Source organism: Pseudomonas sp. NPDC096925 (genome assembly GCF_044762545.1).
Lineage (GTDB): Bacteria > Pseudomonadota > Gammaproteobacteria > Pseudomonadales > Pseudomonadaceae > Aquipseudomonas.
The window spans coordinates 890153-905304 of sequence record NZ_JBIWEM010000002.1 but is presented as its reverse complement, the minus strand read 5'-3'; the positions used below and the strand labels follow the sequence as shown (position 1 = coordinate 905304).

At 64.0% G+C, this 15152-nt stretch carries 16 protein-coding genes; 7 read left to right on the top strand and 9 right to left on the bottom strand.

Translation table 11 applies throughout. The features are described 5' to 3' along the window. Window positions 1-144: 144 nt before the first annotated feature. Both ACIQYU_RS10280 and ACIQYU_RS10275 read right to left on the bottom strand, forming a co-directional pair. Window positions 145-1554 (bottom strand): amino acid permease, encoded by a 1410-nt coding sequence (locus ACIQYU_RS10280; protein WP_207836243.1) that lies wholly within the window; start codon window positions 1552-1554, stop codon window positions 145-147. Further along, window positions 1554-1829, bottom strand: coding sequence for a hypothetical protein (locus ACIQYU_RS10275; RefSeq protein ID WP_085619209.1), 276 nt, complete (start codon window positions 1827-1829; stop codon window positions 1554-1556). The genes ACIQYU_RS10280 and ACIQYU_RS10275 overlap by 1 nt, the downstream gene beginning before the upstream one ends. 48 nt (window positions 1830-1877) lie before the next feature. Between ACIQYU_RS10275 and ACIQYU_RS10270 the strand changes: the two genes are divergently transcribed. Next, window positions 1878-3302, top strand: coding sequence for a PLP-dependent aminotransferase family protein (locus ACIQYU_RS10270; RefSeq protein ID WP_063913751.1), 1425 nt, complete (start codon window positions 1878-1880; stop codon window positions 3300-3302). Window positions 3303-3424: 122 nt separating this feature from the next. Here the strand turns inward: ACIQYU_RS10270 and ACIQYU_RS10265 are convergent, their stop codons facing one another. From ACIQYU_RS10265 to ACIQYU_RS10255, 3 genes are read right to left on the bottom strand one after another with little or no spacing between them, the layout of a single operon-like run. Then, a complete protein-coding gene (locus ACIQYU_RS10265; RefSeq protein WP_207836245.1) occupies window positions 3425-4447 on the bottom strand; it encodes a histone deacetylase family protein in 1023 nt (340 codons plus the stop codon). Next, on the bottom strand, window positions 4447-5688 hold the full coding sequence (locus tag ACIQYU_RS10260; RefSeq protein WP_207836298.1) for a Zn-dependent hydrolase: 1242 nt from the start codon (window positions 5686-5688) through the stop codon (window positions 4447-4449). The genes ACIQYU_RS10265 and ACIQYU_RS10260 overlap by 1 nt, the downstream gene beginning before the upstream one ends. Before the next feature lie 29 nt (window positions 5689-5717). Then, window positions 5718-7022, bottom strand: a complete 1305-nt coding sequence (locus ACIQYU_RS10255) for an MFS transporter (protein ID WP_233687995.1) — start codon at window positions 7020-7022, stop codon at window positions 5718-5720. A 291-nt stretch (window positions 7023-7313) separates the two neighbouring features. Here ACIQYU_RS10255 and ACIQYU_RS10250 point away from each other — a divergent pair, with 291 nt between their 5' ends. Next, entirely contained in the window at window positions 7314-8222 is a 909-nt protein-coding gene (locus ACIQYU_RS10250) for a LysR family transcriptional regulator (protein WP_063913754.1), read from the top strand. An 88-nt stretch (window positions 8223-8310) separates the two neighbouring features. After that, window positions 8311-8706, top strand: a complete 396-nt coding sequence (locus tag ACIQYU_RS10245; RefSeq protein WP_402799418.1) for a hypothetical protein — start codon at window positions 8311-8313, stop codon at window positions 8704-8706. 72 nt (window positions 8707-8778) lie between these two features. On the opposite strand, the gene ACIQYU_RS10240 is transcribed toward ACIQYU_RS10245, so the two are convergent. The 4 genes from ACIQYU_RS10240 to ACIQYU_RS10225 all read right to left on the bottom strand — a co-directional run bounded on the left by ACIQYU_RS10240 (window position 8779) and on the right by ACIQYU_RS10225 (window position 11779). Further along, window positions 8779-9060, bottom strand: coding sequence for a type II toxin-antitoxin system RelE/ParE family toxin (locus tag ACIQYU_RS10240; protein WP_233687996.1), 282 nt, complete (start codon window positions 9058-9060; stop codon window positions 8779-8781). Continuing rightward, window positions 9050-9295 (bottom strand): type II toxin-antitoxin system Phd/YefM family antitoxin, encoded by a 246-nt coding sequence (locus ACIQYU_RS10235; RefSeq protein WP_063913757.1) that lies wholly within the window; start codon window positions 9293-9295, stop codon window positions 9050-9052. Before ACIQYU_RS10235 ends, ACIQYU_RS10240 begins: the two co-directional genes overlap by 11 nt. 153 nt (window positions 9296-9448) lie before the next feature. Then, window positions 9449-10555: an alkene reductase gene (locus tag ACIQYU_RS10230; protein WP_402799415.1), complete on the bottom strand. Its 1107-nt coding sequence runs from the start codon at window positions 10553-10555 to the stop codon at window positions 9449-9451. Between the two features lie 30 nt (window positions 10556-10585). Continuing rightward, window positions 10586-11779: an MFS transporter gene (locus ACIQYU_RS10225; RefSeq protein ID WP_207836254.1), complete on the bottom strand. Its 1194-nt coding sequence runs from the start codon at window positions 11777-11779 to the stop codon at window positions 10586-10588. 381 nt (window positions 11780-12160) lie between these two features. Here ACIQYU_RS10225 and ACIQYU_RS10220 point away from each other — a divergent pair, with 381 nt between their 5' ends. The 4 genes from ACIQYU_RS10220 to ACIQYU_RS10205 all read left to right on the top strand — a co-directional run bounded on the left by ACIQYU_RS10220 (window position 12161) and on the right by ACIQYU_RS10205 (window position 15093). After that, complete coding sequence (locus ACIQYU_RS10220; RefSeq protein WP_284384605.1) at window positions 12161-13078, top strand: LysR family transcriptional regulator; 918 nt, start codon at window positions 12161-12163, stop codon at window positions 13076-13078. Window positions 13079-13170: 92 nt separating this feature from the next. Next, the gene (locus ACIQYU_RS10215; RefSeq protein WP_207836255.1) at window positions 13171-13968 is read left to right on the top strand and encodes an SDR family NAD(P)-dependent oxidoreductase; all 798 of its coding nucleotides are present in this window, start codon (window positions 13171-13173) and stop codon (window positions 13966-13968) included. Continuing rightward, window positions 13856-14443 carry a zinc-binding dehydrogenase gene (locus tag ACIQYU_RS10210; protein ID WP_333957493.1) on the top strand — a complete coding sequence of 196 codons (588 nt, stop codon included), beginning with the start codon at window positions 13856-13858 and terminating at the stop codon, window positions 14441-14443. The genes ACIQYU_RS10215 and ACIQYU_RS10210 overlap by 113 nt, the downstream gene beginning before the upstream one ends. Window positions 14444-14550: 107 nt before the next feature. Continuing rightward, window positions 14551-15093 (top strand): WYL domain-containing protein, encoded by a 543-nt coding sequence (locus ACIQYU_RS10205; RefSeq protein WP_402799408.1) that lies wholly within the window; start codon window positions 14551-14553, stop codon window positions 15091-15093. Window positions 15094-15152 lie beyond the last annotated feature (59 nt).

The following is a 15152-nucleotide window of genomic DNA, read 5'->3' as shown; positions in this document are numbered from 1 at the left end:
AGCATATGCCATCTGCCCTGTTCTGATAGGTCTGACGCGGCCCCACAAGCAAAACGCCAGAAGTCCGAAGGAAAACCCTGGCCCAACAACACAAAACGGCCGGGTCCCCCCAGGGAGCCGGCCGTTTTGAGAAGCGCGTGACGTTTAGTGCTGCTTGCCAGTGCGGATCTGGTGCACCACACCCATCGCCACCACGACTGCTGCGGCGATACCGGTGGAGATCACCAGGATCTGGTAGTCAGGCATGAAGGCCATGGTCACCAGGGCGGCCACGATGAACGCGATCACCAGGTAGGTGAGCCACGGGAACAGCCACATCTTCAGACGCACTTCCTTGCCTTCGGCGATCAGCTTGCGGCGCATGCGCAGCTGCGAGAAGGCGATCACCAGGTACACCAGCAGGGCGATCATGCCGGTGGTGTTCATCAGGGTTTCCAGCACGTCTTTCGGGCGCAGGGTCTCGCTGAAGTTGATCAGTGCACACACCACGGCCACGGCGCACGACCCCATGATCGCGTACACCGGTACACCGGTGCCGGCGCGGGTGATCTTGAAGAACGACGGCGCGTCGCCACGCTGGGCCAGGGAGAACAGCATGCGCGAAGCGGTGTAGTGGCCCGAGATCAGGCAGCTGCTCACCGAGGTCAGCACCACAAAGTTCATCAGCAGCTCGGCATAGGGCACGCCCAGCAGTTCCAGGGTGCGGCGGTAGGCGCCATAGCCGGAAACGCCCAGGTACGGGTCGTTCCACGGTACCAGGCAGACGATCAGGAAGATCGAACCCACGTAGAACAGGCACACACGCCAGACCACCGAGTTGGTCGCCTTGACGATCTGCGCGGCCGGGTCCTTGGCTTCGGAAGCGGCGATGGTGACGATTTCCGCGCCGAGGAAGGCGAACATCACCCCGAGCAAGGCACCGATCACGGTGGTGATGCCGTTGGGCATGAAGCCTTCGGCGGTGAGGTGGCTGATGCCACGCACTTCACCGAACTGCCAGATGTTCAGCACGGCAGCGGTACACACGATCAGGAAGCAGACGATCGCGATCACCTTGATCAAGGCGAACCAGAACTCGAACTCACCGTAGTGCTTGACGTTGAAGAAGTTGACGGTGATCAGCAACAGGGTCGTGGCCAGCACGAACACGTTGACGCTGACGTCGGGGAAGAAACCATGCAGGATCTTGCCCGCCACATAAGCTTCCCAGGCCATGAGGATGACCCAGTACCACCAGTACAGCCAGCCGATGGTGAAACCGGCCCAACGGCCGATGGCGCGATCGGCGTAGGTGGAGAACGAACCGGTGTCTGGCGAGGAAGTCGCCATTTCACCCAGCATGCGCATGATCAGTACCACCAGGATGCCACCTGCCAGGTAGGCCAGGACAGCGGCTGGGCCGGCGCTGTGAATCACGCTGCCGGAACCGACGAACAAGGCGCCGCCGATAACCCCGGCGATCGACATCATCGTCAGGTGGCGCGACTTCAGCGAGGCACTGAGCTTGCTCTCGTGCCCGCTTTTCGCGGTGGTGGTTGTGGATGTTGCGTCCATCAGTTGTGTACCCCGTGCTTCTTTTTATCCAAGGAAAACTGTGAAACCCCGATGGCTGGCGGTTTCACGTACATCAGTGCTAATGCGCGCAGGATGGTGTGAGCGAACACACGCAGGCCTTCCATGGCGGCCTGCTGACGCGCCCCAGGGCAGGCGCCTGGGGCGAACTGAACATGCTTTAGGTGGCGATATCTGACACCTAATGTAAAAATGTCCGACGCAGAGAGCCATGCACAGTGGCATGAAACTCGCACTGCACTGTACAGGTCGCCCATGCAATACACCTTGCAAACGCCGGGCGATACGCACCCTGAAGGCCCCGAATGTTCGAATTACATCCAGACTCCTCGACCCCGCTGGTGAACCAGATCATCGACGGGCTGCGCGAGCTGATCGACAACCAGACCCTCAAGCCAGGCGCCAAGGTCCCCTCGATCCGCGCCTTTGCCGCGAGCTATTCGGTGAGCACCTTCACCGTGGTCGAGGCCTACGACCGCCTGGTCGCCCAGGGCCTGCTGGTGAGCCGGGGAAATGCGGGGTTCTTCGTCAACCGCGCGGCGGGCGAATTGCTGGACCAGCACAATGCCGAGGCCGACACCAGTCGACCAACGTTCAACTCCGAGTGGTACCTGCAGCAGATCTTCGAAATCCGCCAGTTGCCGTTCAAGCCGGGGTGCGGCTGGCTGCCCAACGACTGGATGTACGAAGACGGACTGCGCCGCGGCCTGCGCCAGGTGGCCGGCAGCCCGCTGGAGCTGTCGGGCTACGGCGACCCCATGGGCCTGCCGGAGCTGCGCGCGCTGACCGCGCAGAACCTGCAGCAGGAACTGTCGATCGTCGCCAACCCGGCGCAACTGATGCTCACCCACGGCGCCAGCCAGGCCCTGGACCTGGCCGCGCGTACGCTGGTGCGCCCGGGCGATGTGGTGCTGGTGGACGACCCCGGCTACCCCAACCTGATGAGCATCCTGCGCACCCAGGGTGCGACCCTGGTCGGCGTGCCGCGCACACCGGCCGGCTACGACCTGAACCAGCTGGAACAGTTGCTCAGCCATCACCGCCCCACTGCGTTCTTCACCCAGCCGCACCTGCACAGCCCGACCTGCTCGCGCACGCCGCTGCCGCAGCTGCACCGCCTGCTGCAACTGGCCAGCCAGCACGGTTTCCGCCTGGTGGAGAACAACCTGTACGCCGACATGGTCGCCGAGCCGCAGCCGTGCCTGGCCAGCCTCGACCACCTGCAGCAGGTGGTGTACGTGGGCAGCTACTCCAAGAGCATTTCGCCCAATGTGCGCGTTGGCTACATGCTGGCCAACCCCGAACTGATGCAGAAGCTGCTGCACCTGAAGATGCGCTCGGGCCTGACCACCTCGCAGGTGATGGAGCGTGTGGTGTATGCCGCGATCATCGACGGGCGCTGGCGCAAGCACCTCAAGCGCCTGCGCCAGCGCTTGGCCGAAGCGCACCAGGAAGTTGGCCGGCATCTGCATCGCTTGGGCTTCGAGTTGTTCATCGAGTCGGATGAAGGGATGTATATCTGGACCCGCCACCCGGCGATTCCGGACAGCGCGGCGTTGCTGGATGATGCGCTGGAGAAAGGCATCATGCTCGGGCCCGGGCAGTTGTTCATGGTCGATGCCAAGGCGACCGGGTGGATGCGGTTCAACGTGGCGTTCAGCACCGAGCCGGCGATGTGGGAGTTGCTGGAGAAGGTATTGGTGAAGCATGTGCGGCGGGGTGGGGTGTAACGGTTTGCGGGGTGTTCGCCACAACACTTTCAGCGCCTGAGAGATCGAGCGCCGCCCGCGCGGCGCTCGATCTCTCAGGCGCTGAAACTGTCATGGCAAGCACCTGTCAGCCCCGCCCCTCCTTATCGCCAGTCCGCCTTGTCAGCAAAAAACGCCTGCGCATTCGCCTCCAGGCTCTCCAGGTGATACCCCCCTTCCTGCACGATCAGGCACGGCAAGCGCATCGCCCGAATCCGCTCGCCCAATACCGCAAACCCTTCCGTCGTCACCGCCACCTTGCTCTGCGGATCCAGCTCGTAGATATCGAACCCCAGTGACAACACCAGCACCTCGGCGCCAAAGTCCTTCACCGCAGCGAGTGCAACCTCCAACTGGCCCATGAAGTCCGCTTCGCTAGCCCCATGCGCCATCGGCAAGTTCAGGTTGTACCCCTCCCCCGCACCACTGCCACGCTCATCCTCGAACCCGGCCACACCCGGGTAGAAGTTGGTCGGGTCACCATGCACCGACACATACAGCACATCACTGCGATCGTAGAAGATCTCCTGAATCCCCTGCCCGTGGTGCATGTCGGTATCGAGAATGGCCACGCGGCTGTAGCGGCTGCGCAAGGCCTGGGCAGCAACGGCAGCGTTGTTGATGTAGCAGAAACCACCCGCAGCATCGAACCGCGCATGGTGCCCAGGAGGTCGGCACAGCGCATAGGCCGCCGGTTCCCCATCGAGAATGGCCTTTGCCCCGGCCACCGCGCTTTGCGCAGACCAATAGGCCGAGCGCCAGGTGTTTTCACCTACAGGGCAGCTACCATCCGCAAGGTAGCGCCCTGCCTGGGCGAGGATGCCGCGCAGGGCGTTGGGCTCACGCACGAAGATGTTGGACATGACCTCGTCGCCCCAGTCCTCAGGCACTTCCTTCCAGCGCGCATGGGCCTCTTCGAGGAAGGCCAGGTAGGCCTCGCCATGCACAGCCTTGAGCGACTCGAGGCCGGCATCCTCAGGCTGACGGATGTCGAAGCCTAGGTCCCTGGCCGCCTGCAGCAGACGCCGGGCGCGCTCGGGGACTTCCTGCGGGGTACGCATGGCGCCGCGCGAGTAATAGCTACGGGGGTGGTGCAGCAGTTGTTCGGGATGGAAGTAGCAACGCATCAGGCTTCTCCTTGTTCGATACGGCCCGCGCGGGCCAGCACGGCGTTGAGCAGTACATCGGCACCCTGGCGGGCATCGTCGGGCAGTACGTCTTCGGCTTCGTTGTGGCTCAGGCCGCCGACACAGGGGATGAACACCATGGCGGTCGGGCAGTAGCGGGCCAGCAGGATGGCGTCGTGGCCGGCGCCGCTGACGATCGACTGCTGGGCATAACCGAGGCCGTCCACCGCCTGCTGCACGGCGGCTACGCAGTCAGCGTCGAACGGCGTGGCCGGGCTGACCCAGTGGCGCTCGATACGCACCTGCAGGCCGCGCTGGTTGGCGATGGCTTGCAGCTTCAGGGTCAGGTCACGCTCCATGGCCTCGATGGCTTCATCGCGGTGGTGACGCAGGTCCACCGTGAAGCGCAGCACGCCGGGGATGGTGTTGCGCGAGGATTTGGCGATAGAGAGTTCGCCCACGGTGGTCAGGCCTTGCGGCGCGAAATCGGCGGCCAGTTGCTCGACGGCCTGGATCATCTGTGCAGCGCCGTACAGGGCATCCTTGCGCAATGACATCGGCGTGGTACCGGCATGCGCCGCCTGGCCCTCGACGGTAACGTCCAGCCAGCGGATGGCCTGCCCGCCGCTGACCACACCGATGGCCTTGGCGTTGTCTTCAAGGATCGGGCCTTGCTCGATATGCGCCTCGAAATAGGCAGCGACCTGACCGCCCAGCGGGCGCTGGCCGGCGTAACCGGTGCGTTGCAGTTCGTCGGCGACGCTGATGCCATCGGCGTCGCGAATGGCCAGCGCTTCGTCCAGCGCGAGGGCGCCGGTGAACACCGCCGAACCGAACATGGCCGGGGTGAAGCGGGCCCCCTCCTCGTTGGTCCATACGGCGATTTCCAGCGGTTTGCGCGTCTGGATGTTCAAGTCATTGAGCCGGCGTACCACTTCGAGCCCCGCCAACACACCGTAGACGCCATCGAAACGACCGCCCTCTGGTTGGGTGTCGAGATGGCTGCCCATCATCACCGGCGCTGCAGCCGGGTCGCTGCCAGCGCGGCGGGCGAACAGGTTGCCAATGGCATCCACAGTCAGCGTCAGGCCGGCTTCGCGGCACCAGTGGCTGAACAGTTCACGGCCAGCCTTGTCGTCGTCGCTCAGAGCCAGGCGACAGCTGCCGCCACGGGCGGTGGCGCCAATTTCGGCCATGGCCATCAGGCTCGCCCACAGGCGTTCGCCATTGCTTTTCAACATGTGCGGGTACTCCAGAATAAACGGTTCGATCAAGCCAGCTCCAGGCGCTGGCTACGGGCATACTGGCGCGCAAGGGCGAGCACGCAAACCAACGAGATAGTGGCGATCAGGGTGTAGAACAGCGCCATCGGCCACCACTGACCGCTGAAGGTGTGGGCCAACCAGGTGCCGATCAGCGGGGTCAGGCCGCCAGCGATGGCGCCGCAGATCTGGTAGGCCAGGGAAATGGCGGTGTAGCGCACGCGGGTGTCGAACATGCCGCTGACGTAGCCGGCGATTACCGCGTAGAACGACGCCATGCACGCGGCTGCCAGGGCGATGCCGAGCACGATCAGCGGGCCTTCGCCAGAGCTGACCAGCACGAACATCGGGTATGGCGAGGCCATGGCCAGCAACGCAACCAGGGCCAGGAAGCGGGTAGCGCCGATCTTTTCCGACAACCACGCGGCCAGCGGCTGCACGCAGAACTGGATGATCGCCACGAAGAACAGGCACTCCAGGATCAACGAACGCTCCAGGTGCAATTGCTGGGTGGTGTAACTGATCATGAAGGTGTTGGTGAAGTAGACCCCGGCAATGCCCAGGGTATTGGCGCCGATGCACAGCAACAGCGGGCGCCAGGCCGTGCGCAGCACTTCGAATGCCGGAGCCTGCTCCTTGCGCCGGGCCTTTTCCGCCTGCTCGCGACTGGCGATGAACTCGGGCGATTCATTCACCCCAAGGCGGATTGCCAGGCCCACCAGCAGCAACAGCGCGCTGGCCAGGAACGGCACACGCCAGCCCCAGCTCATCAGGTCTGCTTCCGGCAGGCGGGTGACCGCGCCGAAGGCCAGCAGCGACAGGATCAGGCCCGCCGGGCTGCCCAACTGGGCGAACGAAGCAAAGAAGTTGCGCCGGCCCTTGGGCGCATGCTCGCCGGCCATCAGCACCGCCCCGCCCCATTCGCCGCCCACGGCAATGCCCTGGACGATGCGCAGCAGGATCAGCAGTACCGGCGCGATGGCGCCGATTTGCGCGTAGGTCGGCAGCAGGCCGATGCCCACGGTGACGATGCCCATCATCAGCAAGGTGATGACCAGCGACTTCTTGCGGCCGATACGGTCGCCCACATGGCCAAAGACGATGCCACCCAGCGGCCGGGCGAAGAAGCCGACGGCGAAGGTGCCGAACGCGGCCATGGTGCTGAACAGGCTGTTGTCGGAGGGGAAGAACAGCGCGCCGAACACCAGGGCGGCGGCGGTGGCATAGATGTAGAAGTCGTACCACTCGATCATGGTGCCGATGAATGCGGCGGCGGCGGCACGGCGTGGTTGGGGGGAAGCGGTGGGCTTCATGGGGGCTCCTTTGCTTGTTGTTCTGGCAGGAGTTGTCGGGGGCACGGTGGCGCTCTTGTGGCGCTTGGCCTGCTGGTCTGGTGTTGGCTTCTTCGCGGGTAAACCCGCTCCCACAGGGATTGCACAAGGTCTGCAAGCGCTGCAGTACCTGTGGGAGCGGGTTTACCCGCGAAGAGGCCAGCACCGATGCAACAGGCCTCAATACCTGCGATTTATCGGCCCAGGGCTATGATTAGTCAATTTTCTATTTATTATTCGCACTATTAGCCTTGCTTATTATCGAGCCCCGCCATGCCCGACCGCCTGCTCAACGACCGCCTCGACTGGAACCTGCTGCGCACCTTCCGGGTCATCGGCCAGGAGCTGTCCATCAGCCGCGCCGCCGCCCGCCTGCACCTCACCCAGCCGGCAGTGAGCCAGGCACTCAAGCGCCTGGAAGAGCAGCTCGGCCGCCAACTCATCGCCCGTCGCGGGCCGCGCTTCGTGCTGACGGAAATGGGCGAGCAGCTGTTCCAGCTTGCCGGCGAGGTCTATGGGCAGATGTCGCAGATCGGCGGCTTGCTGGAGCAGCCGGCGGACGAACTGGTGGGCAAGGTACGCCTGTTGATGATCAGCCGTATCGTCAACGAACGCTTCGACGACTTCCTCGCCGATTTCCACCGCCAGCACCCGCGGGTGGAGCTGGAGATCGACGTGATGCGCAGCTCCGACATCGTCGCCGCCTTGCAGGAAAAAACCGCCACAGCGGGCCTCAGCCTGAACCGGCGTGCGCAGCCACGGCTGGAGCAACGGTTGTTCCTGCGCCAGCGCTATGCGTTCTTCTGTGGCAAGCACCATGCCCTGTTCGGCCAGGACGAAGGCGACCTGCAGCGGGAGAACTTCGTCAGTTTCACCAGTGACCAGATTGGCGGCATGCTGTCGCCACTGACCATTTTCCGCGACCAGCAAGGGTTTGCCGGGCGGATCGTGGCGTCGTCACCGAGCCTTGAAGAAGTGCGCCGGCTGGTGATTGCCGGGTTTGGCATAGGTTGCCTGCCCGAGCATGTGGTGGCACCGGATGTAGACGCCGGGTTGCTGTGGAAGCTGCCGCCGCAGGAAGGGATTGCCGATGTGGATATCCACCTGTTGTGGAACAGGGAGCAGCGCTTCAGCCGCGCGGAAGAGGTGTTTATCGAGGCGTTGCAGCAAAGCCTTGACTGAACACAGAGGTGAGGCGGGCCAGCACTGGACACAATGATGGCCAATTAGTAGCATCCAGGCCAACTGAACATTACGGACAATCTCAGTCATGGATCGAACTACCGGGATCATCAAGCGCCCTATTCATTACCCCATCCGCCCCTTGATCACCTGGGAAGAAGCATGGAAAGGACCCGACGAGGGCTTGATCCGCTGCTGGGAGATTGGCCGTGAGCGGGCTTTGGCCCAACCAGAACTTGCCCGGCACTGCGCCGATGGCGCACTCCCGGTGCTAGGTTGGAAAGGTGGCCATGATCGCGCATTGAAGAAACCGATGAAGTACGGTTCGTTCAAGTACCTGGCGCAATGGCAGGGCCTTCGCGGCGAGGATCTGTTCATCGATACGCGAACAGAGCTCACCCTGACCTGTAATCACACCGGCATGCTGACAACGTTCACACCGGACCAGGAAAAATACGCCAACGCTGTGATGCTGATGGAATAGCAACGAGGAACGGTAAGCGAAGCGCATTCGTAGCGCGCGGCGTTTGCAGGATGGCTACACCACTGATGATGTTTACCGCTTCTGAGCGGATCGATACACCTCGCTACGCTCGCGCTTGCCAACCGATACCACCACTACAACGATACGCTCGTCCTCGACTCGATAGACGAGGCGATATCCAGAGGCCTTGAGCTTGATTTTGTAGTGGTTCGGCAGGTCACGCAGCGCGTCGGCCTGTACCTTGGGTGACTGCAGGCGCTCGGCGAGTTTTTTCTTGATCTGTTCGCGCACGGTGTGGCCTAGCTTGCCCCACTCTTTCATTGCCGAAGGCAGGAATTCGAGTTTATAGGTCATCCAGGGAAACCGGTACGCCTTGTTCACCCAGCCTCGACTTTGCCAGTTCGCTCAATTCGAGATCTTCCAAGCGTTCCATCATGGCCTCGTACAGTTCGGCCGGCACCATGTAACCCATCACGCGGTTGTGATTGAGCACGGCGACGGGCATACCCGCAGCGCCGGTCATCACCGCGGATGGGTTCTTTTTCAGTTCCGACACGCTTACAGCCACGTCAGCGAATATGTTTTGCATGTTTGCACCCTCAATAGAGAGCCATATTTTGGTTCATATATAGGACACAAACAAGCACCTCGATTGCAGCTTCGCACTGACATCGCCGGGGCCGCGTTGCGGGCCTATCGCGGCACAAGGCCGCCCCTGCAAAAGTCCGCGCGAAGGCTTGTATCAGGCTGTTGCCAGTGCCGGGTAGTCGGTCAGGCCATGGGCATCACCGCCAAACAACGTAGCCCGTTCGTGTTCCGCCAAGGGCGCATTCAGCTTCAGCCGTGCCGGCAGATCCGGGTTGGCCACGAATGGCCGGCCAAAACCGATCAGGTCAGCCCAGCCCTCCTCCAGCGCACGCCGTGCACGTTCGCCGGTGTACTTGCCGGCATACACCATCACCCCCGGGAACACCGTCCGCAGTTGTTGCTTGAAGTCCACCGGCATGTCCGGCGCGTCATCCCAGTCGGCTTCGGCAATGTGCAGGTAGCCGATGCCGATTTCGCCCAGGCGCTGGGCCGCTGCGGTATAGGTGGTGACCGGGTCGTCATCGACACAGCCATTGAGCGTGGTCAGTGGGGCCAGGCGTACGCCTACACGCTGAGCGTTGCCCGTGCCTTCGACCAGCGCGCGGGTGACCTGGTCGAGGAAACGCAGGCGGTTTTCCAGCGAGCCGCCGTAGCGGTCGGTGCGGTCGTTGGCACCAGAATCGAGGAACTGGTTGACCAGGTAACCGTTGGCCGCGTGCAACTCGACACCGTCAAAACCGGCCGCCATGGCATTGCGCGCGGCCTGGCGGTACTGCTCGATGATCTCGGCAATTTCCGCTTCGCTCAACGCGCGCGGTTTGGAGGCCTGGACAAAGCCTGGGGTGCCGTCGGCATTGTCGATGAACACATTCACGCCGTCGGCCTGCATCTCCGAGGACGACACCGGTGCCTGGCCGCCGAGCAGGCTGCTGTGGCTGAGGCGGCCGACGTGCCATAGCTGGGCGAAGATACGCCCGCCCGCGGCATGCACCGCTTCGGTGACCAGGCGCCAGCCGTCAATTTGCGCCTGGGTGTGGATACCCGGGGTACGGGCGTAACCCTTGCCCAGCGGCGAGATCCAGGTGCCTTCACTGACGATCAGCCCGGCACTGGCGCGTTGTGCGTAGTACTCGGCCATCAGCGCGGTCGGTACATCGCCAGGCTGGGCGGCGCGGGAGCGGGTCATCGGCGGCATCAGTACGCGGTTGGGCAGGTTCAGGGCGCCGAGTTGCAGGGGTTGGAACAGCGGATCTTGAGTCATGGCGAGCATCTCCGTAAATCGAATCAGGGGTCAGGCGCGGCTGACGACAGGTTGTGGCTGGGCAGGCACGCGGCGGTCGAGACGGCCGCTGTACAGGGTCAGGGCCAGGGCACCGAGGGTGACCAGTGCGGCGATCCAGGGGGTGTGGCCGAGGCCGAGTTGCTGCACCACCTGGGCACCGCCCCAGGAACCACCGGCCACACCCAGGTTGAAGGCGGCGATGTTGAAACCGGCGGCCACGTCGACGGCATCGGGGGCGACCTTTTCCGCCTGCTGCACTACGTACACCTGCAGGCCCGGCACATTGCCGAAGGCCACTGCGCCCCAGGCCAGCACGGTCACTACCACCAGCACCGGATGCGGCGCGGTGAAGGTCAGCGCCAGCAGCACCATGGCCAGCAGCAGGAAGATGATCGACAGTGCCTTGACCGGGCCTTTGCGGTCGGCCAGGCGGCCGCCCCAGATGTTGCCCAGGGCAACCGATACGCCGTAGGCGAGCAGCACCAGGGCAACGCTGTTGGCGCCGAAGCCGGCGATGTCCTGCAGGATCGGGGCAAGGAAGGTGAAGGCGACCAGCGAGCCGCCGTAACCCACGGCGGTCATGGCATACACCAGCAGCAGGCGCGGTTGCAGCATCACCCGCAATTGGCGCAGCAGCGGTGCCGGCTGGCTGTGCTGGATGCGCTTGGGCACGAACAGCAGCGCGCCGAGCAGCGCCACCAGGCCGAACGCGGCCACCACCAGGAAGGTCACGCGCCAGCCGAAGTGCTGGCCGATGAAGGTACCCAGCGGAATGCCGGTGACGAAGGCCACGGTCATGCCACTGAACATGGTGGCGATGGCGCTGGCGGCTTTTTCTTTCGGCACCAGGCTGGTGGCGATGATCGAGCCGACCGAGAAGAACACCCCGTGGGCCAGGCCGGTGAGGATGCGCGCCATGATCAGCGATTCGTAGCTGGGCGCCTGCCAGGCCACCAGGTTACCGGCGGTGAACAGCGCCATCAGGCCGACCAACAACAGCTTGCGCGGTACGCGGCCGGTCATGGCGGTGAGCAGGGGTGCGCCGATGGCGACGCTGAGGGCGTAAAGGCTGACCAGCAGGCCGGCCGAAGGCAGGGTGACCGCCAGGTCATTGGCGATGGTCGGGATGAGGCCGACGATCACGAACTCCGTGGTGCCGATGGCGAAGGCCGCCAAGGTCAGGGCTAACAAGGCGAGAGGCATTTGAGAATCACCTGTGGAAGGTTGGGATGGGTGAATTCTCGGGGGGCGCGGGGATGGGAAAAAGACGGGGGCGGGACAATGAGTTTTGCCTCTGAAGCAAAGGTGGTGGTCGGGCTGTTGCGAAAGGATCAAGCTTTTGTGGGGCCTGGACAGATGCATTCGCGGGCACGCCCGCTCCCACAGGTACTGCGCTGCATTTGAAACAGCGCGGTACCTGTGGGAGCGGGCGTGCCCGCGAATGGAGGGCAAAGCCCTCCCCTTGCGTTGAACACCGCCAAGTCCTGGTCGGCATGCTCAACCGACGAAGCGAGCGCATCCATGGCTGGCCAGATCGAGACCGCCAAAGTCATAATCATCAACAGTTAAGTCCCCGGAGGTCTCATGCAAGATCTACGTCAGTTGCGCTACTTCGTAGCCGTCGCCGAATGCGAGAACGTCGGCCGGGCCGCCGAGCAGCTGCATATTTCCCAATCTCCCCTCAGCCGGCAGATCGCCCAGCTGGAGGACAACCTGGGCCTGGCCCTGTTCGAACGGCGCAACCAGCGCCTGTACCTGACCAGGGACGGGCGCACCTTCCTGGCCGAGGCACGTGGCCTGCTCAAGCATGCCGAGCGCCTGGAATCGCTGGGCAAGCGCCTGGGCCGCGGCGAGGAAGGCGGGCTGTGCATCGGTTACATCAACCACGCCATCCATGCCGGCGTGCTGCCTGGCGCGGTGCGGGCCATTCGTGGCGAGCGCCCGAACATTCACATTGCGCTGTACAACATGACCCCCAACGAGCAGTTCGAAGGCCTGCGTCAGCGCAGCCTGGACATTGCCCTGGTCTGCGAGCCGCCGCCAAAGAACGACCCCGACCTGCGCGGCCAGCCGGTACTGGACGACCCGTTGTTGCTGGCCATCCCGGCCGCGCACCCGCTGGCCAGCAAGGCTCGGCTGACCCCCGCCGACCTGCATGAGCAGGAATGGATCATCACCGGTGGCCAGCCCGACCAGGTCAACAAGCGCGACGATTTCATTGCCCGTTGTGGTGATGCCGGTTTCACCCCGCGCCTGTCGCTGGAGGCTACCGACCCGCTGAGCGTACTCGGCCTGGTGTCCGCCGGCCTGGGCCTGGCCATGGTGCAAAGCAGCCTGTCGGCCAGCGCCGGGCCAACCGTGGTGCTGCGCAAGCTGGACTGGTTCCAGCCCAGCGAGCAGTTGTGGGCGGTCTGGCACCAGGTCGACTTGCGGCCAATCGTGGGCATTTTCCGTGAGCAGGTGCTGGCATTGGCCGAGGAAGGGCTTGATAAGTCCATGTAGGTCTTAACTAAGTCGAATTACGTCTTTTACAGTCTGACTGCGCTTCACTAGGATGGCTCCTATCGATGCAACCCAACCACAGGAGCCATTCCATGAACATCGACCTCGGCGGACGCACCGCCATCATCAGCGGCTCGACCGGCGGTATTGGCCTGGCTATCGCCCGCGGCCTGGCCCGCGCAAACGCCGACGTAGTCATTGCCGGCCGCAGCCAGAAGTCGCTGGATGCCGCCCTGGCCGAACTGCGCGAGCAAGGTGGGAGTGGGCAGATCCACGGCGTGGTCGCCGACCTGGGCACCGCCGCCGGTGCCGACACCCTGTTCGCCGCCCACCCACGGGCCGACATTCTGGTCAACAACCTGGGCATCTACGACGACGTCGACTTCTTCGACGTGGCCGACAGCGAGTGGACGCGCTTCTACGACACCAACGTGCTGAGCGGCGTGCGTCTGGCCCGTCACTATGCCCCGGGCATGGTCGAGAAAGGTTGGGGGCGGATCCTGTTCATCTCCTCGGAATCGGGCATCGCCATCCCTGCCGACATGATCAACTACGGCGTCACCAAGGCTGCCAACCTGGCGGTATCGCATGGCCTGGCCAAGCGCCTGGCCGGCACCGGGGTAACCGTGAACGCAGTACTGCCCGGCCCAACCCTGACCGACGGCGTGGCTGCGCTGGTAGCCGATGCAGCCCAGGCGTCCGGGCGCAGCATTCGTGAAGAAGCCGACAACTTCGTGCGTACCGCACGGCCGAGCTCGATCATCCAGCGCGCCGCCGATGTCGACGAAGTCGCCCACCTGGCGGTGTACCTCGCCTCCCCTTACTCCTCCGCCACCACCGGCGCAGCGCTGCGGGTCGACGGCGGCGTGGTCGACAGCCTGGCTATCTGAATTCAACCCCGGCTACCCATCCACCGAAGCGCTGTTCAAGGCCCTCGGCGTAAGCGGCGTGTTCGACTACCACGACGCCGACTGGCAGAACCAACTGCAGGCCGCCCTGGGCGAGCGCCCGCTGCATGCCCTGTTCGACACCGTCAGCGGCGCCTATGCCGGCAGCCTTGCCTACCTGCTCGGCTACAACGGCCACCTCGTGTGCATCCAGGACCGCCAGGAAACCGCACCAACGCCCGCCTTCAGCACGGCAATCTCGCTGCATGAAGTGGCGCTCAACAGCATTCATGCCCACGGCCGGCTGGCGGATCGCCAGGCCCTGCGCGTGGCCGGTGAACGACTGCTGCAGGCCGTCGCCGATGGCCGCCTGATCGCGCCACAGCGCCGAGAGTTCGCCTTCTCGGCATTGCCACAGGCTCTGCAGCAGCTGAAAGAAGGCCAAGGCGCAGGCAAATGGGTGACACGCCTCGACTAACAGCCGTCTGCGAGAACTTGGATCCCATTCCGTGACAAGGTATGCTGACCGATAGCTAAACGCCACCACTCAGGCAGGCTTCGTGCCTGCCTTCAAGGACGAGCCCTTTGCCCAGCCACCCTACCCGTCACACCGTCGCCCGCCAGTGGCAGTTGCTCAAGTTGCTGCCTGGCCGTCACCCAGGGATGAGTTCCACCCAGTTGCAGGCGGCCCTGACAACCGTTGGCCATATCACCAGCAAACGCACCGTCGAACGCGACCTGGTCGAACTCGCGGCGCTGTTCCCGCTGCAGTGCAACAGCAAAGGCATGCCCTACGGCTGGTACTGGCAACCGGGCCTGAGCCTGGGTGAAGCGCAGCAGCTGCAGCCCGATGCGCTCACACCCCCGGAACAGGTTGAGTTGCACGCCTGGGTCGATGCTGCGCTGGCCAGGCGCCTGGAAGCGTTGCCACTGTCGGCAGATATGCAACTGACGCCGCAAGCGGACGGCGGCGCCACGCTGGTCGCCACCGTCGACGACAACCGCGCGCTGATGGGCTGGCTGCTGTCCCAGGCCGGCTCGATCCGCGTGCAGGCGCCGCAGGCACTGCGCCAGGCCATGCTCGAACAGTTGCGCCAGAGCCTGGCGCTGCACGAGAGTGGTTGTTGATCGGCAAGCAAAAGTCATTGTCCCCCGGGCCGCTTTTTCCCATAGCGGGCCCTGCGCAG

What these genes read in the sequence shown, in the direction of transcription:
- ACIQYU_RS10280 (WP_207836243.1), bottom strand. Translation starts at nt 1,554, where the DNA reads ATGGACGCAACATCCACAACCACCACCGCGAAAAGCGGGCACGAGAGC.
- ACIQYU_RS10275 (WP_085619209.1), bottom strand. Translation starts at nt 1,829, where the DNA reads ATGGGCGACCTGTACAGTGCAGTGCGAGTTTCATGCCACTGTGCATGG.
- ACIQYU_RS10270 (WP_063913751.1), top strand. Translation starts at nt 1,878, where the DNA reads ATGTTCGAATTACATCCAGACTCCTCGACCCCGCTGGTGAACCAGATC.
- ACIQYU_RS10265 (WP_207836245.1), bottom strand. Translation starts at nt 4,447, where the DNA reads ATGCGTTGCTACTTCCATCCCGAACAACTGCTGCACCACCCCCGTAGC.
- ACIQYU_RS10260 (WP_207836298.1), bottom strand. Translation starts at nt 5,688, where the DNA reads ATGTTGAAAAGCAATGGCGAACGCCTGTGGGCGAGCCTGATGGCCATG.
- ACIQYU_RS10255 (WP_233687995.1), bottom strand. Translation starts at nt 7,022, where the DNA reads ATGAAGCCCACCGCTTCCCCCCAACCACGCCGTGCCGCCGCCGCCGCA.
- ACIQYU_RS10250 (WP_063913754.1), top strand. Translation starts at nt 7,314, where the DNA reads ATGCCCGACCGCCTGCTCAACGACCGCCTCGACTGGAACCTGCTGCGC.
- ACIQYU_RS10245 (WP_402799418.1), top strand. Translation starts at nt 8,311, where the DNA reads ATGGATCGAACTACCGGGATCATCAAGCGCCCTATTCATTACCCCATC.
- ACIQYU_RS10240 (WP_233687996.1), bottom strand. Translation starts at nt 9,060, where the DNA reads ATGACCTATAAACTCGAATTCCTGCCTTCGGCAATGAAAGAGTGGGGC.
- ACIQYU_RS10235 (WP_063913757.1), bottom strand. Translation starts at nt 9,295, where the DNA reads ATGCAAAACATATTCGCTGACGTGGCTGTAAGCGTGTCGGAACTGAAA.
- ACIQYU_RS10230 (WP_402799415.1), bottom strand. Translation starts at nt 10,555, where the DNA reads ATGACTCAAGATCCGCTGTTCCAACCCCTGCAACTCGGCGCCCTGAAC.
- ACIQYU_RS10225 (WP_207836254.1), bottom strand. Translation starts at nt 11,779, where the DNA reads ATGCCTCTCGCCTTGTTAGCCCTGACCTTGGCGGCCTTCGCCATCGGC.
- ACIQYU_RS10220 (WP_284384605.1), top strand. Translation starts at nt 12,161, where the DNA reads ATGCAAGATCTACGTCAGTTGCGCTACTTCGTAGCCGTCGCCGAATGC.
- ACIQYU_RS10215 (WP_207836255.1), top strand. Translation starts at nt 13,171, where the DNA reads ATGAACATCGACCTCGGCGGACGCACCGCCATCATCAGCGGCTCGACC.
- ACIQYU_RS10210 (WP_333957493.1), top strand. Translation starts at nt 13,856, where the DNA reads ATGTCGACGAAGTCGCCCACCTGGCGGTGTACCTCGCCTCCCCTTACT.